This window comes from Nitrosospira briensis (assembly GCF_900115125.1).
In the GTDB taxonomy this organism is placed as follows: domain Bacteria; phylum Pseudomonadota; class Gammaproteobacteria; order Burkholderiales; family Nitrosomonadaceae; genus Nitrosospira; species Nitrosospira briensis_A.
In genome coordinates this window covers 311,046-332,689 of sequence record NZ_FOVJ01000003.1, presented here as the reverse complement: position 1 = coordinate 332,689, position 21,644 = coordinate 311,046, and the positions used below count along the sequence as shown (strand labels likewise).

Sequence of the window (21,644 nt, the reverse complement as noted above, 5' to 3'; positions counted from 1 at the left end):
TGTTGGTAAACGGCTCACAAAAGCACAGCTTTATGTTGCAGCAGTATGGCTTGTGCAAGAGCAATATTATGTCGCTAATAATCATACTCGAGCGCTTGCTTTGGGTTACGTGCAATTTTTATAATGCTCGGATTTACTTAAATACTGACTCTTTTCGAAGAATTGGGATTCACCTTAGCGAACACCGAAGACGCATGAATATTGAAAAACGCAATGTTTACGAATATGCGGTGGATCTCACGGGGCAAACCGCGCCTGTGTATGTAATCCAACTGGTTGGACACTCAAAGCGCGTGTTGGAAATCGGTTGTGGACCCGGTTCGATCACCAAGGTCCTCGTCCAACAAGGGCAATGCCGGGTAACAGCTCTTGAGCTGGATTCAGATTCAATAAAAAAGGTGGAACCCTATTGCGAGACAGCAATGCAGGCTGATTTAAACTCGGAGGAGTGGCCTCATCTGCTTGATGGCGTCGAACCATTCGATGTTGTAGTGGCAGCTGATGTGCTCGAACATCTGTATGATCCTTGGACCACTCTCAAGCGCATGGCTTCTCTCATTGGCCCGAACGGCTATCTGGTGATTTCGCTACCGCATGCTGGCCATGCCGCGGTAGTGTCATGCCTGATAAATAGCGATTTCGAATATCATGACTGTGGCTTACTCGATCGCACGCATATCCGCTTCTTCGGCCTGAAGAACATACAGGACTTGTTTGCACAGGCCAATCTCAAAATAATTGAGGTAAGGTACGTCATTACGCCGCCAGAAGAAACGGATTTGGCAGCACACTGGTCCCGGCTCCCTGCCAAGGTACAAAATGCAATAAAGACCAGCGAGTACGCCAACGTGTATCAAGTGGTGGTTAAAGCAGTCCCGCTTGATTATCCCGGTGACGCATTGTCGGTAGCACCGCCTGAACCCGAACTTCCGCGAGCGCATATAGCAAACCCGGTATGGAGAACGCGGATCGGGCAACATTTGAGCCCCCAGCACAAGCAGCGTATTCGTAAAGGTCTAAAGTTGCTCGGAATAAATTTATGACGATGCATTGCCAGACACCGAAAAACGATCGGGAAGACTTTGCATTTCGTGATGGACTTGCTCCCAGGTTAATCGCTTTTTACCTTACCCAATTTCATCCAACACCGGAAAATGATCGCTGGTGGGGCAAGGGATTTACCGAATGGACCAACGTCACGAAAGCAGAACCTCTGTTTGATGGCCATCGTCAACCCCATCTTCCAACCGACTTTGGTTTCTATGACTTGCGGGTGCGGGAGACAAGACGCGACCAGATCAACGTTGCAAAACAATATGGTATAGACGGATTCTGCTACCACTACTACTGGTTCTCCGGTAAACGGATACTGAACCAGCCGCTGGATGATATGCTTTCCGATAGTGAAAGCGATATGCCGTTCTGTTTGTGCTGGGCCAATGAGAACTGGACCCGACGTTGGGACGGGGCTGACCATGAGGTTCTTATTGCCCAGGAATATTTGCCGGACGACGACCTTAATTTCATCAAGTCGCTGCTCCCATTCTTCGAGGATAAGCGTTATATCCGTATAGATGGAAAACCGTACTTTATCGTGTATCGGCCGCAACACCTCCCGAATGCGCGTGAGTCGGTTGCAATCTGGCGTGAATACTGCCGTTCCATTGGTTTGGGCGAAATTCACGTATGCGCCGCATTGACTCACGGCAACGAAGACTATACCCAATTTGGATTCGATAGCGGTGTCGAGTTTCCGCCGCACAATCCCCGATCAGCCCATATAAACGATCAGGTGAAATTCTTCAATCCGTTTCATGGCAATCTGATGCAGTACGATGAAATTGCCCAGTCATATCTTGACAGAACTTATGATGCGTCATATGTTTTTAAAGCCGTGTTTCCATCCTGGGACAATACGGCCCGTACTAAAGAACGGGCGCTCGTCGTGCTGAATGGGACGCCTGAAAATTATGAATACTGGCTCTCGGCGACCATTGACCTGGTGAAGCAATCGAACAGAAACGATGAGCTCGTATTCATCAATGCATGGAATGAATGGGCCGAGGGCTGTCATCTTGAGCCTGACCGTTTCTACGGCGATGGATTTCTTCAGGCTACTCTGAATGCAAAGACGGGGCTGCGCCGGTTTGCCGCATGCCCGGATATAGGCTTACCTCCTGCTCATAAAGTGGAACCTCGCAGGTTTTGGCGGGAAATATCGGAGGTAGCAAACTATCATTCCCGACTGAAGATTGAAAACCTGAAGCTCTCCGTGAACCAGATACCATGGTTGCGCTTTATATTGCTCCCTTTCGTCAGGGTGGCGCGGATTTTCCTGTCGCCAAGATAATTTCTGAAGTTGTTAGCAGGATCAGGAATCAATGACGTCCTACCATTCCTGAAAAAAATGAATCACAAAATTCTCTGCGTCGTTGGCACACGACCCGAGGCTATAAAAATGGCTCCAGTCATTCTGGCGCTAAAAAAAAATCCGGACATTGAATGCCGCATCCTGGCAACTGCGCAGCATCGAGATCTCCTGGACCAAGTCTTGCGTATCTTTGAAATTGAGCCGGACATCGACCTCGATATCATGCGTCCCGACCAGGCGCTAACAGCTCTTACTGCGCGTTTATTGCTCAGCCTCGATGATGTGCTTCAAGTCGAGAAGCCTGATGCCGTACTTGCTCAGGGCGATACCACTACTGTCATGTCAGTTGCCTTAGCCTGCTTTTATCGCGAGATCCCGTTCGGCCATGTCGAAGCAGGCCTGCGTACCGGCGATATGTCGAATCCGTTTCCTGAGGAGATGAATCGAGTGGTAACGGCCAGGCTGACGAAGTGGCACTTTGCCCCTACAGAGAGCGCGAGGCAGAATCTGCTGAAGGAAGGTATCGCGGATAGTGATATATTTGTAACTGGCAATACGGTGATAGATGCGCTGCTAAGCGTGGCTGAACGGGAAATTCCCCTTCCCTTCCCGCTCGCCCTGGATAAGCGCCTCATTCTGGTAACGGCGCATCGGCGGGAAAACTTTGGCGAGCCGTTCAAGCAGATTTGCCGGGCCATTCTGGCACTGGTGGAGCGAAATCAGGATGTGCACGTTGTATATCCCGTGCACCCTAATCCTAACGTTTATGATTTGGCTTCTCAGCTCCTGGGCAATCGCCCAAGAATTACGCTTTGCGAGCCACTGGATTATCTGCCATTTGTCCAGATCATGAAACGTGCATATCTCATCCTGAGCGATTCAGGGGGGGTACAGGAAGAAGCGCCTGCGCTGGGTAAGCCCGTGCTGGTTCTTCGCCGCAAGACCGAGCGGCCGGAAGCCGTTCAGGAAGGTGTTGTGCGGCTGGTAGGGGCGGATTTCGACGAAATCACAAGTACAACGCAACGCTTGCTGGATGACGAGGCAGCTTACAAGGAAATGGCTCGCGGCGTTTCGCCCTATGGCGATGGCAAGGCGTCGAGTCGAATTGCCGCAGTATTGCGCACATATTTCGCAGCATGCGTCTGATTTATCTTTCGCCAGTTCCGTGGAAGAGCTTTTCGCAACGCCCACATGAACTGGTCAGATATTTTCACTCATTCACGGAGGGTGAAGTTCTCTGGGTTGATCCTTATCCCGGACGCTTCCCGGCGCTGTCCGATGTGTTGAGCCAGCGTCCAGAATCCGGTGGAATGGACTGCGATGTTCCAGCATGGCTGACAGTTGTAAAACCAAAGGCAGTACCCATCGAGCCCTTGCCATTTTCAGGCACGGTCAATGGCCTGCTTTGGGGAGATGTTGGATTGGCGGTCAATCGATTTGCGGATAACTCAACCATTCTGGGGATTGGAAAACCTACCGTTCTGGCATTGCACCTGCTCGCAAAGCAGTGCTTCAGCGCGTCGTTTTACGACGCAATGGACGATTACCCCGCCTTCTATAAAGGTTGGTCGCGTCTTGCAATGGCAAATCGGGAAAGGAGGATAATAAGTAAGGTGTCAACGCTCCTGGCGTCGTCTTCAGCACTTCAAGAACGGCTGCGGCATCTTGCGCATGATGTCCGCCTCGTCCCGAATGCCTGTGCAGCAGAAAGATTACCTGCGCTGCCAAAAGGGCGTCAACGGATGAACGATCAGATTCCCGTGATCGGCTATGTGGGCACGATTGGCCAATGGTTCGACTGGGAGCTGGTTATTGCCCTGGCAAAATCCAATCCAAATACAGTAATACGTCTTATAGGCCCCCTCTATGTGAGGCCGCCGGCGCTACCCCATAATATTTGCCTTGAACCCCCGCTTCCTCATTCTGAGGCGCTGCATGCCATGTCTCGGTTTGACGTGGGCTTGATCCCGTTCAAAAGAAGCACGCTTACGGCTTCAGTAGATCCGATAAAATTTTATGAATACCGAGCCCTTGGGTTGCCGGTAGTGAGTTCAGCCTTCGGGGAAATGGCGCTCAGGAAAGAATGTGAGGGCGTTTACCTGATCGACCGGAATTCCGACATGATAAAAGTAGTTGGCCAAGCCTTGTCCAACTGCCCAACCCCGGAAAATACGGCACGGTTTCGAAAAGATAATTCGTGGGAGAACCGGTTTAGTGAGGGGCGTATCTTTGCATCCGGTTACAGAAGCTGATATCGCTGCCTTTTCCTTTTCTCCGGTTTCTGTTGCGGCCGGTTCATAAATTGGTTGCCGAGGAAAATACGCGCATAGATCAACTCCCGGTCTCGGTCATAGTAGTAAATTACAATGCCGGACGCCTTTTGGCGGAATGCATACGTTCGGCATTGCCATCAGTCAGCGAAGTATTGGTAGTAGATAATGCGTCTTCCGACTTTAGCCTTGAACTTTGCGCCCAGCGCTTTTCCGAAGAGCCGAAACTCAAAATCATCCGCAACACAGTCAACCTCGGTTTCGCCGCCGCCTGCAATATCGGTGCCGCGCAGGCTACCGAACCGCATCTCTTATTCCTCAATCCTGATTGTTTTCTGAACGCTGGCTCTTTGCAGCGCATGGTTCAAGTACTGGAAACGTTCCCGAAGGCGGGCATGGTGGGTGGATTATTGATCAATGAGAATGGCTCCGAGCAGGCCGGGGGCAGGCGCGCCGTGCCTACGCCCTGGCGTTCCTTCGTCCGTGCCTTCGGGCTGCACCGTCTCGGCCGCTACTGGCCCAGGTTGTTTTTCGATTTCCACCTGCACAAGCAGGCCCTGCCGAATGGCCCACTTGAGGTGGAGGCAATTTCCGGCGCTCTCATGCTGGTGCGCCGGGCTGCAATTGAAGATGTGGGTCTTTGGGACGAGGATTATTTTCTCCATTGCGAAGACCTGGATTGGTGTATGCGCTTTCGGAACAAGGGATGGAAGATTGTTTTCGTACCCGATGCGCCCGTCGTCCACCAAAAGGGGACGTGCAGCCGGGCTCGTCCCGTATTTGTGGAATGGCACAAGCACAGGGGAATGATGCGGTTCTACCGCAAGTTTTTCCGGAGTGACTACCCTGGCGTTGTGATGTGGCTGGTGGCGCTGGGCATATGGTTGCGGTTCTGCGCTATAGCCGCACTTCATGGGGCGCGCCGTGCTGGACGGTTACTCGGGCTTAAGCGAGAATGAACATCAGGCAAGCTTCCCGCCACCAGTCAGGCTGCTGGATAGCGGTCCGGAATATTCAAGACACTTAAACCGCGCTTAACAAGTCAATGCCCGAGTCCGCTTCTTCCCTTAAAATTATTGTTACGGGCGCCACCAGCATCATAGGCCACTACCTGCTGCCACGATTGATGAATGCCGGGTACGAGGTTCACGCCATTAGCCGCGGTGGCGAAAAAAACCCGGCCGCGACCGGCAATACATTGATCTGGCATCAGGCGGATATAATTCATCCGGAGCAACTGCCTGGAGTTAAAGCCCGGGCGCTCATTCATCTGGCCCCGCTCTGGCTACTGCCGAAGCTGCTGCCTGTTTTGAATACGTGCCGGATTAAACGCGTAATTGGCTTTGGTTCAACCAGCCTGTTTAGCAAGGCAAACTCTCCTGATCCATGCGAACGGGAATTGACGGTTCGCTTTTCCAAAGCGGAAGAGGCTATCCGTCATCACTGCGGCATTGCACAAACGAACTGGACCGTATTTCGTCCAACCTTAGTTTATGATGGCGTACGAGACAAGAATATCAAGCGAATAGCATCTTTTATCCGGCGCTATGGTTTTTTTCCATTGGTGGGAGAAGCGGCCGGCCTGCGCCAGCCCGTCCACGCCGATGATCTCGCGGAAGCGTGCCTTCTGGCGCTAGAGCAACCGGCGACATTCAACAGGGCATATAACTTGAGTGGCGGAGAAACGCTGACTTACCGGCAAATGGTCGAAAGGATCTTCAGTTCTCTTGGAAAGCCCGCACGTTTTATAATCCTTCCTCCCTGGATGTTTCGTGGCGCAATACGCGCGATGACGTTCCTTCCAGGCAAAAGAGGCATGACGCCGGAAATGGCAACCCGGATGAATGCCGACCTGTGTTTTAAGCATGCCGATGCGACGCGTGACTTCGGCTTCTTGCCAAGGCCTTTCTTGCCCTACGCAAAGACCTGCAGGAGTTCGCCGGATGGTTGGAAGTGAAACCTGGCCCATCAAGAGCTGAAAATCGCATGAAGGCAAACCGGCCAGGTAGATAAGCACTGGCATTGTCTGGTTATGGTCGAGGCTCGGTTTTACGCCCTGTGGGAAGCCGAACCCAGGCCGTCGACAATCCGCCTGGACTACCAAACGTTAACCCTGGCCCTATATGGATACCACTATTCCCGAAAACGAGATCGAGATCCGGGCCATTCGAGCGCAGGGCGCTGGCGGGCAAAATGTCAACAAGGTATCGAGCGCAATTCATCTGCGCTTCGATATAAGCGCTTCCTCGCTACCCGATCACTACAAAGAGCGTTTGCTGAAACTGAATGATAACCGGATCACCCGGGAAGGCGTTATCGTTATCAAAGCCCAGCAGTATCGCAGTCAGGAGAAAAACCGCGAGGAAGCATTGAAACGGTTGCATGAGCTCATCGAGAGCATAGCCGAACTGCCTGCAAAACGTACACCAACCAAACCGACACGTAGTTCGCAGAAAAAGCGGCTCGATAGCAAGATACACAGGGGCCAGATCAAGATTATGAGAAAAAAATTGCTGTCCGACCCTGCCTCATGACAAGCCAGCCGAAAGTTTCTAATGAGACGCAAGCTGACGGGCGCTTTGCCCTGCCTGCAACGATTCAGCGTGCGGAGTGACCGGACGTGCAAGCTGATTTCCGGATTGCTGCACGCCTTTTTCCGGACCACGTGCGTTTTCCACATACTGGAAGACGACAGAGAAAGCCGTTCCCACGTTTTGTTCGCTGGTAACTCTGATTTGCAGTTTATTATTTTCCGCAACTGTTTTTACTATCGATAATCCTATCCCGCTCGATGTCCTGTTATGCAGGGCAGCCCTGGGAGTATAAAAATATTCATCAAAAATATGTGGCAGATCGTTTTCCGCGATCCCGATCCCATGATCGACAACCGTTACCACGGCCGTCAGGTTTTGCCTGTCGACAGAAGTGCTGATTTCTACCGTCGCCCCGTCGTAAGAATAGGCTATTGCATTTGAAATAATGTTCTCGAAAAGTATTTCAAGCTGATTTGGAACACATGCCACAACGAATTCTTCGGTTAACGCTTCCAGGCGGATGTGCCGGGAATTGGCGATGGGAATCAATTTATCGATGCACTTTCCGATCACCGCTCCGATATTGACGCGCTCCAGATTGTCGACATCCCGGGCTGCCGCTTTCAGACGTTCAAGCTTGAGCACATCAAGAATCAGTCCTGCCATGCCTGCGGCGCGATTATCAATCTTGACCAGTACATCCCTTATTTCAGGCGAAACTTCCCCGCAATAATTTCCTTTTATCAGATTTATCTTGCTGCGTATCGCATCGAGCGGCGACTTGAGCTGATGTGTCATCAGCACGGCATACCGGTCTTTCTCGACCTGGGCGCGGCTGATCTGCTCATAGGCATCCCGAAGGTGGCGCTCATTCGTACGCACGACGATCGAAAGTCTTGAAACAACGTACCAGACAATGAAGAAGAGCACATCGAGAGTAAACATCCATAAAAGAATGTTGACTTTAAGCGGGGTAAGAAAGGATGCGCTGGAATCCGTCAGCACGGATTGAGGGGCCAGAAAAAGAAGCGGGCTTTCTATCAACAAGACAACTGCATACATGGCACAAACCAGAACCGTAACGATCAAGCTCTCCATGGTCGAGAAAAAAATACACGACAAGGCAATGTGCAGCACATAAAAAAAAGGGGCGGGTGTGCCGGTGCTGCCAACATAGTGGACGACAACAGACAGGCATAGCAGATCGACAATGATCTGGGTCCAGATGTTTATGGAGGGGGAGTTATACTTCGTTTGCCGGCGAAAATCGAGGGCATAAATGTAAAGTATGTTTGCGATGCATAACACCGCCGTTATCGCAATTGGCCACCCTTGCTGATGCGTGATCCCGATTGTGGTAAGCGTATCTGAAGCGATAAGTGCGGCTATCTGAAAAAGGAGGAGGACGGCGATGAAGGCCCATCTGAAAATAATGAACCACTTGGCGTTACCGACCAAAACCTCATCGCTCAACTTCGAGCCGGTTACTCCTATGCCAGGAAACGAGAAGCGCTTGCTGGACGCATTCCAGGAAAATTCGACAACCGCCATATCAAGTTCTCAAGGAAGAACCTGCTTTAAAATTCAGCTATCCAGCCGGCTGCGAATAATGGCCAGGAAACTGACCGGCTCAACCGGCTTTTCCACGATTAATATCCACTCATCGGATATGCCATTAAAATAAGGACGGATTTCTTCGCCAAGAGAAGTCATGAATATCATGTGAAGCTCGGGAAAACGTTTTCTCACTTCCACGTACGCTTCCAGACCCGCATCCATTGTTTCCACCATTACGTCGAGAATCGCCAGATCGGGCGGGTTGTCCGAATCCTGTAGCGCAACCATGAAATCATTCATCGTCTGGTAGCTGTCCACAGCGTATCCGTTGGCGACCAGGATACGCCGGGCGGTATCGCGGATATCCGGGTCGTCATCGATATGCGCGATCCTCTGCGCCCCGCCACTTTTCTTGACTGATATCGAGCCTTGCAACTGCTGACTTGTCCGCTTATCGGCGTCTTGCTGGATAGGTGCATGCATCGTGTTCCCTCCGGTTTCTATTTTTAAAATATCCCACGCTTAACAGGATAATGGTTGCTGTGTGAAGGATGTGTAACGCCGATGTAAAGGTTCTGTGAATTGTGTTCTGTGATTTGTCATAAATTGTATTTAAAAACTCGCAGGCACGCTCTCCTCGTGCATCGCGGCCCGCTTGAATCCAGGCTCCTCGCGTACATCCGGTAGCTATGCCAACACCCGTCGCAACCATTTGCTGATATCGGCGATTTCCTCCTGGCAAACAGCATGCGCCATCCGGTACTCGTGCCACTCCACTATATAGCCGGACTCGCGCAACTGCTTTCTTGATGCTTCCGCGAACATCATTGGTATGCTATGGTCAATCTCGCCGTGCGCCATGAAAACAGGCGTGGAAAAATTGGCCGGGTGCGCTTCAACTGCAAGCATCCGCGGCACTGGCAGATAACTGGATAAGGCGATTATGCCGGCAAGCTTCTCCGGATAACGCAAGCCGGTCTGCAATGCCATCGCCCCACCTTGAGAGAAACCGCCCAGAACGATATTCTCCGGTTTGACCCCCCGCTGCTTTTCGTTGGCAATCAACGCCTCGATTGCGCGCTGCGACGCGTGCAAGCTCGCCACATTTTCATGAAGCCCGATACCTGTATCAACTATGTCGAAATCATACCAGGCGCGCATTACCATGCCGCGATTAATGCTTACGGGCCGCGTAGGCGCGTGCGGGAACAGAAAACGTATGTGAAGCGCTGGCGGCAGCTCGAGCTCTTCCACGAAGGGAACAAAATCACTGCCATCCGCGCCCAGGCCGTGCATCCACAGGATGGTATGGGTAGGATTCGTGCCGGTTTCGCGTTCGATAGCCGGAATCAGGTTGGAAGGGATAGCGGTCACTGTGGGAAACGAGAATTCATTGGAACCGGTTGACTTGGAGAAGGCACAGTATTAGATTTGCACTTTCGATTTCCAGACAAAACCCATCGCAGGAGAAAGGCCATGAAACGCAGGGATTTTATCAAACTAGCGGGAGTGAGCGCTGCATTATTTCCCGTTGCGCCGTCGGCGTTTGGTCAGGAGATTAGCCAGCTGGTTATCCCGCCCAGACGGCAGACTTATCGCCTGACCTATCAGGTTGATCTTCCCGCAGAAGGGAAAAAAGCGCGCTTATGGCTGCCCTTGCCGGATACCAACGACACTCCCCACCAGTTTTCTCAAGGCAGCGTATGGAGCGGAAGTGCCGCCATTGCCAGGTTTGACAACGTTCCGGGAACGACTTCACCCATGTTTTATGCTGAATGGGCTGGCTCCGGTCCGCGTACTGTCACGGTCAGCAGCATTGTCAAGACCACCGACCGCATCGTTGATTTGAGCCATTATTCCGAACGGGCCGCGGATACGATTCCTGCTAACGTCAAGCGATTTCTACAGCCGACAAAGCATATACCGCTGGATGGTATTGTACGCAAAACGGCCTTGTCGATCGTCAAAGACGTTAACGCTCAGTCGCCCCTGGAAAAAACACGCGCCATATACAACTGGGTTGTGGACAATTCCTACCGGGATCCCGCTGCACGGGGCTGTGGACGGGGCGACATCAAGTCCATGCTGGAAAGTGGCAATCTCGGCGGCAAATGCGCCGACCTTAACGCGCTGTTTGTCGGGTTGGCGCGGGCCGTAGGGGTTCCCGCCAGGGATCATTATGGGATTCGTATAGATGAATCGGCGGCGCACAAGCCGCTGGGGCAATCCGGAGATATCAGCACTGCCCAGCACTGCCGGGCGGAGTTTTATCTCGCCGGCTTGGGCTGGGTGCCGGTGGATCCTGCCGATGTGCGTCAACTGGCGCTTGACGAGAACCTGGCAATTGCGCATCCCAGAGTGGCTGAACTGCGCGAGAAGCTGTTTGGCTCATGGGAAATGAATTGGGTGGCGTTCAATCATGGCAGAGACATCACTCTGGCAAGAGACAGCGTTCTGGGCCAATTGTCGTTTTTTATGTATCCCCAGGCAGAGGTTTCAGGCCACCAGCAGGATAGCCTGGAACCGGCGGAGTTCTCATATAAAATTGTCTCGTCACGATTGGTGGGCACGGGCGTGAAGTTCTAGCCGGGGACTAACCGGAAAACCGGGATGGCAGAAGCGCAGAAGCCGGCGCACTGATATTGGCGCATTCACTGGCGCCTGCGCTGCGGTCGGCATATGCAGCAAGGCGACCTATTCAGAAAATTTGTCTGAAGCTGTTACTCCTCTTTTATACCTGTACTCCCCGAATCTTCAGGAATAATTCTCTGCAGTTCCTGAAATAGCGCGCGAAAACTCTTGGGCGGCTTATCCGCAAGCCTTTCCTTTTGAACATTGCGAATAAGCATCCGCAGTTGCTGCAGGTCTGCGGCTGCATACTGTTGCCCAAGCTCGCCGAGCGCCTGCTCATCCGCGAGCAGCCGCTCGCGCCAGCGCTCCAGCGTGTGCAGCCAGGCTGTATGCTTTAAGCTCAAGCCGCTCCATACGTCAAGTTTCTCCCGGATCGGCTCTGCATCAACGCTACGCATCAGCTTGCCTATGAATTGCATCTGCCGGCGCACGGCGCCATGTTTGCGCATCCGCCTGGCCTCGAGTATGGCGTCCCTCAGCGTGTCCGGCAAATTGAGTTCGGTCAGCCGCTTGAAATCGAGCTGGACCAATTGTTCGCCTATTTCCTGCAACGCGTGCATTTCCTGCTTTCGCCGGGTCTTGCTCGGGAGCTCCTCGGAATTATCCGTCAGATTTTTTTGCATGACATTTTGCTTGAATACCCCAACTGTTCCCCTGCAAAGCGGGTCACTTCATGAAACGGGATGTGTGAAAGGTTGTTTAATGCCACGTTAAGAAACTGCTATCATATCGCTAATCCGCACATATTCTCAGACCAGTTCAGCCCGCCCGTTCCGCTCCCATGAACGCGCAAGCGCTATTCTGATAGCTGATCAATGTAATATCATCAGAGCTTCCCATGAACGATAACGCCACGCCTTCGCCCCGTTTTTCCTACCCTTTCACGGTACTTCAGCAAATTGCCCGGGACGTGCTTGATCAGGCCAGAAAGGGTGGTGCGAGCGCCTGTGAGACGGATGTATCGGATGGTTTCGGCCAGAATGTCACAGTGCGGCGGGGAGAGGTGGAAACCATAGAATACAATCGCGACAAAGGGCTATCGGTGACAGTATACATCGGCCAGAAGCGGGGCAACGCGAGCACCTCTGATTTTTCGCCCCGTGCAATAAGCGATGCGGTGGCGGCTGCGCTATCGATTGCAGGACATACAGCGGCTGACGATTGCGCAGGACTGGCCGACCCCGATTTACTGGCGCGCGAACTCCCGGACCTGGATCTGTATTTCCCCTGGGATTTGCCGGTGGAACAGGCAATAGAACTCGCCCAGGCGTGCGAGTCGGCCGCGTTCGCGGTCGACAAGCGCATCACCAATTCCGAAGGCGCGAGCGTCTCATTGAGCGAATCTCAGTTCGTGTACGCAAACAGCCTTGGCTTCATGGGGGGCTATCCCGGATCACGCCACAGCATTAGTTGCGCGGTCATAGCCAGCGAGGATGACACAATGCAGCGGGACTATTGGTATAGTGTAGCGCGTGACCCTGCCGATCTGGAACAGGCAGACAGCGTTGGCAGGAAAACGGGGACGCGCACCGTCTCTCGCCTGGGTGCCCGGAAAATTGCTACGTGTGAAGTGCCGGTTCTATTTGAAGCTCCAATCGCCTCCAGCCTGGTGGGACATTTTGTCAGCGCCGTAAGCGGTAGCAGTCTTTACCGGAAATCGTCATTTCTGCTGGACAGTATCGGTAAGCAAGTATTTGCGCCTGACATTCAATTGCGAGAGTCGCCTCATCTCAAAAAGGGGTTGGCTAGCCAGCCGTTCGACAACGAGGGAGTCGCCACGCGTGAGCGCCGGGTAGTGGAGAACGGCGCGGTGCAAGGCTACTTTCTGGGCAGTTATTCTGCTCGCAAACTTGGGATGGGCACAACCGGCAATGCGGGCGGCAATCACAATCTGATCCTGGACAATGGGGCAGGACTGGAATTCTCTGAACTGCTCAGGAAGATGGGCAAAGGAGTGCTGGTGACTGAATTGCTCGGTCAGGGCGTGAACCCTGTCACCGGCGATTATTCCAGGGGCGCAGCAGGTTTTTGGGTGGAAGACGGGGAAATTCGCCACGCGGTCGAGGAAATTACTATTGCAGGCAATTTGAAAAACATGCTTCTCGGCATTTCCGCGGTAGGCAACGATGTGATCGTGCGGGGTTCAAAACAATCCGGATCGCTGCTGATAGATAGAATGACAGTTGCGGGTGGCTAAAACCGGTCCAGGCCTTTAGCCGTCGTCAGCGCCGCCAGCCGTACTGCTTTGCGGGTATTTTCCGGACGAACTCCCTGTCCCGTCCTTTCTTGAAATCGAACTGGCGCGCAATGCCGGGTTTCGATATTTCTACGTACATCCACAATGAATCTGCATCTGCTTGTTCCCTCACTTTTCTGGCCAGACCCTGCGCTTTCCGAAATCTACCGCGATCTACCCTTGCCTGCGCTGGAGAGCCTGCTTGCAAAATGCTCCTGTATTGAAGATGAATTTGAAGGAATCGAAGCCTGGCTTTGCGGTGCATTCGGCGTTGCAAAACAGCAGGATTGGCCGGTTGCGCCTATTACCCTGCTAGCTGACTGCACAGAAGATATGAAAGCAGAAAGCGGCTACTGGATTCGCGCCGACCCCGTTCATTTGCGCATCGAGCACGATCAGATCGTGCTGGCCGATAGTCGTGTTTTCCAGATTTCTTCTGAGGAAGCCGTTGAGCTTACCTCTTCGCTTAACCAACATTTTGCCATGACTGGGGACGAAATCGAATTCCTGCCGCTGCGGGCCGATCGCTGGTATTTGCGTGCAAGGAAAATACCTCCCGCAACTACCCACTTACTCAGCGAGGCAGCGAATAAAAGCATCAACGACCTATTGCCATCCGGTGTGAACCATACCTTTTGGCGCAGCCTCTTCAATGAAGTCCAGATGGTGCTACATGAGCATCCGCTTAACCAATCGCGAGAAGCGCGCGGTCAGCCAGCCATTAACGGCATCTGGTTCTGGGGAGGCGGGATCATGCCGGAATCCCTGTCCAGCCCCTATACCCGCGTGTGGAGCAACGACGTTCTTTCCGCCTCCCTGGCCATGGCGTGCGATACGGATCATGCACAGCTCCCGCCGGGGGCAGCGATATGGCAGCAATCCGCCCTGGACGGCAGTCAACTTGTCGTGCTTCCTGCGTTGCACGGGCAAGCACAGTATGCGGATGCCTACGGCTGGCGCGAAAGTCTGAAGGAGCTGGAACGGAGCTGGTTTGTTCCTTTGTGGGCGATGTCGAAACAAGGGCGATTCGATCAAATAACCATCACGACGCCCGGTGAGAAAAGAAACAAGAGTTTCAACGCGAGGCGCGCCGATTTCAGGAAGTTCTGGCGCAGGATAAAACCTCTCTCGACCTACAGTAGCTGAGGAATATGATTGGGCGAAAAAAGTTTTATTTTTTCGGCATTTTCAAACGAACTGAAAAAATCCGCTATCCTTAGCTCATACCATTCCATCAATAAGCATTTCTCCTTCATTCGAACTTTAGCTAGTGTTGCCATGCTCACATTTAATAATGTCAATAGGCCGAAGAGACCTAAATCAAAGTATCATTAACTTATAGCTTCAAAGGTCCGTATAATTTTTGTGCATGATCGGGAAGACCTTACCAGGGAAGACCATAAAAATGGCCCCAACGGTACAATTGTAAGAATGCTGCGATAAAGTGGAGATATCGTGAGAGGAGAAAATCATGAATAATTTGAATATGTTCGAATCGCTGCTGGACTGCAAAACGGTAGAAGAACTTCATAGCAGTACCACAGCCATTGCCCGCGAGATGGGCTTCGAGCATTTTCTGTACGGCGTACAGGTGAATACTTCGCTCACACGTCCTTACCGATTCATCCTGAGCTGCTACCCCGACACATGGCGTAAACATTATGATGAGGAAGGTTACGCCAATATTGATCCCACTGTTTCCCACTGCGCCAAAACATCAATTCCCATTGTCTGGAAGAATGAAATTTTCAAGGGCCGAAAGGAAGCCAGGGTAAGAAGCGAAGCGAAGGATTGCGGATTGGTGAGCGGAGCCAGTTTTTCGGTCCATGGTGGGTGCGGCGAAGCTGCAATGTTGAGCCTTTCCACCTCGCGGGAGTCTCGCGAAGCGCAGGATGATATCCTCGCGGTAATGGGCAAGGCCCAGCTATTAACCTGCTACCTCCATGAGGCCGTGCAACGTATTGTTCTCAGTAAAGGCCCTGTTCCCTTGAAAAAAATCAACCTGACGGAACGAGAAAAGGAATGCCTGTTGTGGGCAGCCGAGGGCAAAACCGGCTGGGAAATTGCCAATATCGTCAGCATTTCGGAACGCACCGTAACCTTTCATCTTCAGAATGCGGCTCAGAAAATGGGTGTGGTCAACCGCCAACAGGCCATTTCCCGCGCGCTTTCCATGGGCCTGATCGAGCCTCACACGATTTTATAGCCGCTTTTGCCCTGACGGTTTGCTGATTCCACGGCTCGATCTTCGAACGTCTCGCAATAACTCCTGCGGGGAAACGCGTTTCCGACCCAAGCCGCGATCTCTTCAGATGCCTAGCTCCACCATTACCGGTGCATGATCGGAAGGCCGTTCCAGGCGGCGCGTTGCTTTATCAATGACGCACGCGGTGCACGTTTTTGCAAGATCACCGCTCAGTAGAATATGATCTATACGCAAGCCCATGTTACGGCGAAATGCCATCATCCGGTAGTCCCACCACGTAAAGGATTTTTCCGCCTGTTCGAATAGACGGAAGCTGTCTGTCAGTCCCAACTCGAGTACCTCACGAAATGCTTCGCGCTCCGGCACGCTGAACAGTACTTGCCCTTCCCACAATTTCGGGTCATGCACATCACACTCTTCCGGCGCGATGTTGAAATCACCCAGCAATACCAGTTTCTGATGTTTGGCAAGCATGTCCCGCATCCAGTCCCTGAGAGCCGCCAGCCATTTCAGTTTGTATTGGTATTTTTCCGACGTGACGTGCTGTCCATTGGGAACATATACGCAAATAACCCGAACGTCACCGTACACCGCGCCCAACACGCGCTTTTGCGCATCGTCCAGGTCCGGTATACCGCTGACAATCTCGAATCCCGGCTGCTTGCTCAGCAGGGCGACGCCGTTATAAGTTTTTTGACCTGAATAGATCGTCTGGTATCCCGCCGCTGCAATTTCCTCGATGGGAAAATTTTCATCCTGCAATTTCGTCTCCTGCAAGCATAATACATCTGGCTGATTCAGGGCTAGCCAGTCAAGGACGTGTTGCAGGCGTACTTTTAGCGAATTTACGTTCCAGGTAGCGATTTTCATGCCCCATTCTAGCAAATTTGCCTGCACATGGACGTGGAAACAGATGTGGTAGCAAATCCTGGATAATTCCTTATTTATATTGTGCTATTATGGAATAGGGACGTTGTCACAAAACCAATCGCGCCTGTGATTGAAATCGGGTGGATTGTCTATAATCTCGCCCGCTATCGCTAATCCAAACTTTCGTTCGTGCTGTTCTTCTGGCGCATTGCAAGCGCCGCTTTAACTGAAGTCATGTTGATGTAAGGCAAGGATCACTTCGATATCTGGTGCTTGTGCGATACTTACTCCACCGTTAAACAAAGGCAAGGTAATCATGAATAGTTCAGATAACTCGGAATTTGGAGTAGCCGACTGGCAGCGGCTATTGCGTTCAATCGGCGAAGACCCATCGCGACAGGGCCTGCGGGAAACGCCGGGGCGCGTGACACGTGCCTGGGCGCACTGGACCCGCGGTTATCAGCAGGACCCCGCGACTATTCTCAAGACATTCGCCGATGGCGGCGAGAGTTACGACGAACTGATCGTCGTCAGGCAGATACCGGTCTATTCCCATTGCGAACATCATCTCGCTCCCTTCTTCGGTCATGCAACCATTGGTTATCTCCCGAGTGGGCACATCGTCGGGCTCTCGAAATTGACTCGCCTGGTCAACTGCTTTGCCGCGCGCCTGCAGGTACAGGAGCGCCTGACACAGCAAATCGCACAGTCCCTGATCGAACACTTGCAGCCCAAGGCCGTCGGTGTAATTGTCCGTTGCCGCCATATGTGTATGGAATCACGGGGCATTGCGGTCGCAGGCGAAGAAACAGTTACTTCAGCAATGCTTGGAGACCTGAAGGAGAACGCTGCTCAGCGCGCCGAGTTTCTGGCATTGGCAGAGCAGCCCTGACCAGAGAATATTTACTTACGGTTTCACGGGATTTATCGCTTTGAATTAACGTTCCTTCATGCTGTCTTACAGTCACCTCGTCCAATCTGGCCCTCGTAGCTGGATATCCGGTCGATACCGCCCAATGAGACTGTTCTGATCATCGCAAAAGTTGCTCTATATCCGGGTTAAAAGAATTTGCCGTGGTGCCAATACTTACAACCCGAAAGCCACCCAGGCGCAGTTGCCTGTCACATTCTATTCATTCCCTATTGTTATCATTTGCACGAAATGGATTATCGTGCTTTTCGACTGGAGCCCACCCGTATGGCATCAACTAAATATCTCTCGATTTTTTCTCCGGCCACAAAGCAGGAAAGAAAAGACAATTTCGCAAATTACTGGGAGTTTTCTCAGCAACATGGTGGACAACTCTTTGAAAGCGAGAAGGACTTGGCAAAAAAACGTGCCAGGCTCATGTATTTTCGCGACAATCCCGTACGATTGCGCCAACCGCTTGCTGATCCTGAAGTCTTCTACCGCAACTATGTAGAGATGCATGATGATCCTGGATCAATGGATCGTCTGACGCTTATGTTGACGTGCATCTATAAATTTGCCAGGCACGAGTGGGTAGGCATAAAAGGCGCCTGGGATGCCATTCCGGATATGGCGAATGCGCACAGAATAGAGGATAAAATCAGCCGCGTGCATTTAGCTGAAGAATTCTGTCATGTAAGGCTTTTCAATGAAATGTTGTGTACATGCGGCCTGGATAAGGTGGAGTGGGTACCCTTGGGGCCGATCAAGGAAAAGATTTATGAACAGTTTCCTAAAGTTCCGGGATTCATTATGGACTCCCCCGCTTTTATTACGGAACTGATGGGCGTGACGTTTTATTGCCACCTGTACCGGCTGTTTGACGAGATATTGGCTGAAGAACCGGAAGTGCGTGATCGTTTAAAAGAGCTATTGGACGAAATTACGATAGATGAAGTGGCGCATGTCGGGCAAAGGAGGAATTTCGTGGGCCCCATTGGCGTGGGAATCTCGAAGGCGCTGGTTCGGCCCTTTTATACTTTTTTTTTCAAGGATATCCCCGAAATCAAGCAATTGCTCGATGTTGAGCAGATGATCAAGGATGGCGAAGCCTTCGATTTTAATGAATTGCCTGCTCATATGATCGAGCGCAGCTGGATTCCTTCCTATTGCAAAACCTGAGCTATTCTGCGAATTGCCTTTGCTTCTTTTTGGTCCGGCATCTCTATCGCCGCCTTGCGCTGACCTGTACCTGCCCCCGCGAATCTCAAACTATCGGAGCACAAAGAACCGCTGTCTTCTGCTGCTCAGAGTTCCTCCGCCCGGGCTGACAGCAACATTTCAGCCGCATGCTTGCGGGTGGTGTCGGTGATTTTCACGCCACCCAGCATGCGGGCAATCTCCTCGACCCGCTCCTGCTTCTCAAGCACGGTAATCCGGCTTGATACTTTGCCTGTATCTGGATCTGCGGATTTGGATACCTGCCATTGATGATCGCCAGCCGAAGCAACCTGGGCGAGATGGGTGATACACATTACCTGGCGTTCCGCGCCCAATCTTTTCAGCAAACCCCCTACTATTTCCGCAACCCGCCCGCCAATGCCCGCATCCACTTCATCGAATATGAGAGTGGGCGCCGCGCTGAGCTTGCTCGCAATAACATGTATCGCCAAGCCGATACGCGACAGTTCGCCGCCGGACGCAACCTTTGCCAAGGGTCGCAACGGCAATCCCTTATGCGCGGAAACCTGGAACTCGATTTGTTCCATACCGTTTGCATTGCCCTGCTCAAGCGGCATTACTGCCACGGAAAATTCACCGCCTGCCATCGCCAGCGTTTGCATGGCGGAGGTGACCTGACGCCCGAGCGTTACCGCCGCCTTTTTCCGCTGCACGCTCAACTCGGTTGCGAGCTTGCTGTATTCAGCTCTTGCAGCGGCCTCTTCCTTCGCCAGTCGCTCGCCATCTTCCTTATGCCCCAGTTCATCCAGTTGCCCTGTCGCGGTTTTCAGAAGTGCCGGCAATTCGTCCGGGCTGACGCGGTACTTTCTGGCCGCAGCATGGATGGCGCCCAACCTGTCCTCCACTTCCTGCAAGCGTTGCGGATCGAGATCAAGGCGCTGCTGATAGCGCCCGAGCTCATACACAGCCTCCTGCAGCTGTATCTGTGCCGGTTCGAGTAGATCCAGGACCGCTTTCAGGCTATCATCCCAGTCAACCAGATGACTCAAACGCGAAATCGTTGAATTGAGTTGCGAAAGAGCAGTGGCTTCACCTTCTGATAAAGCTTCGAGCCCCATCTGCGCGGCCTCGAGCAAGCTCGCGGCGTTGGACAGACGGCTATGCTCTGTCTGCAGAGTCTGCCATTCGTCAGCAGAAAAATTCAGCGCAGTCAGCTCGTTTATCTGCCACTCCAGTTGCTCGCGTTCCTGAGTCAAGGCATTGGCATTCTGCTCCCAGGCGACCCGCCGCTGTCGAAGCTCCTGCCAGACGCGATATGCTTCTTTCACCTGCCGCGCCAGCGGCCGGCTGCCTGAATAGCCGTCGATCAGTTCGCGCTGCGCTTCGCTGCGCAACAACAGCTGATGCGCATGCTGACCCTGTATATCCACCAGTTTTTCTCCGGCAGCACGCAATTGCTGCAATGTTGCGGACTGCCCGTTGATGAAACTGCGGGAACGCCCACCGGCATCCACCGACCGGCGCAGCAGGCAGATATGCTCGTCATCCCCGGTATTTTCAAATCCGTTTTCACGCAACCATTCAGCAATATCCGGCAGTTCACTGACGTAAAATTCCGCGCTGATTTCAGCGCGCTCGCAACCATGGCGGACGACACCTGCATCACTGCGCTCGCCAAGTACGAGAGCAAGCGCATCAATAAGAATGGACTTTCCTGCGCCGGTTTCGCCGGTAAGGGCGGTAAAACCGGGAACAAATTCCAGCTCTATCCGATCGACTATGACGAAATCCCTAATGCTCAGAAACTTTAACATGTTGGAAGTATCATGCCAGGTTTCTGGGCAGACCGCTCCAGCCAAGCTTCTCCCGCAGCATGCGGTAATAGCTGTGATTCGACGCGTGCAGCAACGTTACGGTATGAGGAGAGCGGCGTACGACAACTTTGTCATTTTCCTGCAAATCAAAATGAGAATGACTGTCCGAGTGGACGCGGGCAACCGCAGTGCGATGCATCAGGATTTCCACTATGGCGTCCGGCCCAACCACAATGGGACGATTGCTCAGCGTATGCGGACTGACCGGCACCAGCGTGATCAAGTCAAGACTGGGATGAAGGATAGGGCCTCCCGCCGACAAGGCGTATGCGGTAGAACCGGTGGGAGTCGCTACTATCAGGCCATCGGAACGGAGCAAGTAGACGTACTCTCCATTGATACGCACTTCGAATTCGATCATGTTGCCGCCAACGCCCCGGTTGACGGCCACGTCGTTTAACGCCAGGGCATCGTAAGCAACGTCATCACGCGCGACTTCGACGTATAACAGCATACGCCGCTCCGTAACATATTGGCCGTCGAGCATGGAGCCAAGCGTTTCGAACATGGTATCGATGGAAAGATCGGTAAGGAATCCAAGCCGGCCCTGGTTGATGCCGACCAGAGGCACCTTGAAAGGCGCGAGCTTGCGCGCGATATTCAGCATGGTCCCGTCCCCGCCAAGAACGATGGCCAAATCCGCATATTGGCCTATATCCTCTATCGTCATCGCCGGATATCTTGTCTCCGCCATTGTGGCGGCGGTAAGGCTGTCCAGCAGCACTTCCAGATTCCTGTCTTCCAGATACTGACCCAAGCTCAATAAGGGCGCCACGATATCGAGGTTTTTGTGCTTGCCGATCAGTGCAATTGTTTTGAATTGAGAACTCATCGCTTGATAGAATTGGAAAAAAGCCGCTTGAGACGCCGGTTAACCGGACTATTTGTTTCCCTGATTAAACCATATCAGCAGAAAGGTGACAAAGAATTCCCAGCCTTATGGGGAGAAAACTCGATTCGGGCGTGCAACAAATCCTGAATTCCTTCCCAAATTGAATTTTTT

20 protein-coding genes are annotated in these 21,644 nt (G+C 52.5%); 13 read left to right on the top strand and 7 right to left on the bottom strand.

From position 1 onward, the window contains the following. The first annotated feature begins 194 nt into the window (after window positions 1-194). The 7 genes from BMZ14_RS09545 (at window position 195) to arfB (ending at window position 7,175) form a co-directional block, all read left to right on the top strand. On the top strand, window positions 195-1,043 hold the full coding sequence (locus tag BMZ14_RS09545) for a class I SAM-dependent methyltransferase (protein ID WP_074797018.1): 849 nt from the start codon (window positions 195-197) through the stop codon (window positions 1,041-1,043). Next, complete coding sequence (locus BMZ14_RS09540) at window positions 1,040-2,350, top strand: glycosyltransferase WbsX family protein (RefSeq protein WP_074797017.1); 1,311 nt, start codon at window positions 1,040-1,042, stop codon at window positions 2,348-2,350. Before BMZ14_RS09545 ends, BMZ14_RS09540 begins: the two co-directional genes overlap by 4 nt. Window positions 2,351-2,407: 57 nt before the next feature. Then, entirely contained in the window at window positions 2,408-3,517 is a 1,110-nt protein-coding gene (gene wecB / locus BMZ14_RS09535) for a non-hydrolyzing UDP-N-acetylglucosamine 2-epimerase (protein ID WP_074797016.1), read from the top strand. Beyond that, window positions 3,508-4,623, top strand: coding sequence for a glycosyltransferase family protein (locus BMZ14_RS09530; protein ID WP_074797015.1), 1,116 nt, complete (start codon window positions 3,508-3,510; stop codon window positions 4,621-4,623). The genes wecB and BMZ14_RS09530 overlap by 10 nt, the downstream gene beginning before the upstream one ends. 32 nt (window positions 4,624-4,655) lie before the next feature. Beyond that, a complete protein-coding gene (locus BMZ14_RS09525) occupies window positions 4,656-5,600 on the top strand; it encodes a glycosyltransferase family 2 protein (protein ID WP_218145008.1) in 945 nt (314 codons plus the stop codon). Between the two features lie 86 nt (window positions 5,601-5,686). Then, window positions 5,687-6,598, top strand: a complete 912-nt coding sequence (locus BMZ14_RS09520) for an NAD-dependent epimerase/dehydratase family protein (RefSeq protein WP_074797014.1) — start codon at window positions 5,687-5,689, stop codon at window positions 6,596-6,598. A 166-nt stretch (window positions 6,599-6,764) separates the two neighbouring features. Further along, window positions 6,765-7,175 carry an alternative ribosome rescue aminoacyl-tRNA hydrolase ArfB gene (arfB, locus tag BMZ14_RS09515; protein ID WP_074797013.1) on the top strand — a complete coding sequence of 137 codons (411 nt, stop codon included), beginning with the start codon at window positions 6,765-6,767 and terminating at the stop codon, window positions 7,173-7,175. 18 nt (window positions 7,176-7,193) lie between these two features. Here arfB and BMZ14_RS09510 read toward each other — a convergent pair whose 3' ends face one another. From BMZ14_RS09510 to BMZ14_RS09500, 3 genes are all read right to left on the bottom strand, one after another. Continuing rightward, entirely contained in the window at window positions 7,194-8,726 is a 1,533-nt protein-coding gene (locus BMZ14_RS09510) for a sensor histidine kinase (RefSeq protein WP_074797012.1), read from the bottom strand. Between the two features lie 33 nt (window positions 8,727-8,759). Continuing rightward, window positions 8,760-9,215 carry a response regulator transcription factor gene (locus tag BMZ14_RS09505; protein ID WP_074797011.1) on the bottom strand — a complete coding sequence of 152 codons (456 nt, stop codon included), beginning with the start codon at window positions 9,213-9,215 and terminating at the stop codon, window positions 8,760-8,762. A gap of 204 nt (window positions 9,216-9,419) precedes the next feature. Next, window positions 9,420-10,106 carry an alpha/beta hydrolase gene (locus BMZ14_RS09500; RefSeq protein WP_074797010.1) on the bottom strand — a complete coding sequence of 229 codons (687 nt, stop codon included), beginning with the start codon at window positions 10,104-10,106 and terminating at the stop codon, window positions 9,420-9,422. Window positions 10,107-10,208: 102 nt separating this feature from the next. Here BMZ14_RS09500 and BMZ14_RS09495 point away from each other — a divergent pair, with 102 nt between their 5' ends. Then, window positions 10,209-11,318, top strand: coding sequence for a transglutaminase-like domain-containing protein (locus BMZ14_RS09495; protein ID WP_074797009.1), 1,110 nt, complete (start codon window positions 10,209-10,211; stop codon window positions 11,316-11,318). A 134-nt stretch (window positions 11,319-11,452) separates the two neighbouring features. Here the strand turns inward: BMZ14_RS09495 and yjgA are convergent, their stop codons facing one another. Further along, entirely contained in the window at window positions 11,453-11,986 is a 534-nt protein-coding gene (yjgA, locus tag BMZ14_RS09490; protein WP_074797008.1) for a ribosome biogenesis factor YjgA, read from the bottom strand. A gap of 215 nt (window positions 11,987-12,201) precedes the next feature. Between yjgA and pmbA the strand changes: the two genes are divergently transcribed. The 3 genes from pmbA to BMZ14_RS09475 all read left to right on the top strand — a co-directional run bounded on the left by pmbA (window position 12,202) and on the right by BMZ14_RS09475 (window position 15,805). Beyond that, the gene (gene pmbA / locus BMZ14_RS09485) at window positions 12,202-13,560 is read left to right on the top strand and encodes a metalloprotease PmbA (protein ID WP_074797007.1); all 1,359 of its coding nucleotides are present in this window, start codon (window positions 12,202-12,204) and stop codon (window positions 13,558-13,560) included. A 144-nt stretch (window positions 13,561-13,704) separates the two neighbouring features. Then, window positions 13,705-14,745: a phosphoglycerate mutase gene (locus tag BMZ14_RS09480; protein ID WP_074797006.1), complete on the top strand. Its 1,041-nt coding sequence runs from the start codon at window positions 13,705-13,707 to the stop codon at window positions 14,743-14,745. Window positions 14,746-15,070: 325 nt separating this feature from the next. Continuing rightward, the gene (locus BMZ14_RS09475; protein WP_074797005.1) at window positions 15,071-15,805 is read left to right on the top strand and encodes a LuxR family transcriptional regulator; all 735 of its coding nucleotides are present in this window, start codon (window positions 15,071-15,073) and stop codon (window positions 15,803-15,805) included. A gap of 102 nt (window positions 15,806-15,907) precedes the next feature. On the opposite strand, the gene xth is transcribed toward BMZ14_RS09475, so the two are convergent. After that, the gene (gene xth, locus BMZ14_RS09470; protein ID WP_074797004.1) at window positions 15,908-16,675 is read right to left on the bottom strand and encodes an exodeoxyribonuclease III; all 768 of its coding nucleotides are present in this window, start codon (window positions 16,673-16,675) and stop codon (window positions 15,908-15,910) included. Window positions 16,676-16,991: 316 nt separating this feature from the next. Here xth and folE point away from each other — a divergent pair, with 316 nt between their 5' ends. Next, window positions 16,992-17,567 (top strand): GTP cyclohydrolase I FolE, encoded by a 576-nt coding sequence (gene folE / locus BMZ14_RS09465; protein ID WP_074797003.1) that lies wholly within the window; start codon window positions 16,992-16,994, stop codon window positions 17,565-17,567. Between the two features lie 306 nt (window positions 17,568-17,873). Next, window positions 17,874-18,767, top strand: coding sequence for a hypothetical protein (locus tag BMZ14_RS09460; protein WP_074797002.1), 894 nt, complete (start codon window positions 17,874-17,876; stop codon window positions 18,765-18,767). Window positions 18,768-18,892: 125 nt separating this feature from the next. Here the strand turns inward: BMZ14_RS09460 and recN are convergent, their stop codons facing one another. Together recN and BMZ14_RS09450 are read right to left on the bottom strand one after the other, a co-directional pair. Beyond that, the gene (gene recN / locus BMZ14_RS09455; protein WP_074797076.1) at window positions 18,893-20,581 is read right to left on the bottom strand and encodes a DNA repair protein RecN; all 1,689 of its coding nucleotides are present in this window, start codon (window positions 20,579-20,581) and stop codon (window positions 18,893-18,895) included. A 10-nt stretch (window positions 20,582-20,591) separates the two neighbouring features. After that, window positions 20,592-21,473, bottom strand: a complete 882-nt coding sequence (locus BMZ14_RS09450) for an NAD kinase (RefSeq protein WP_074797001.1) — start codon at window positions 21,471-21,473, stop codon at window positions 20,592-20,594. Window positions 21,474-21,644: the final 171 nt, after the last annotated feature.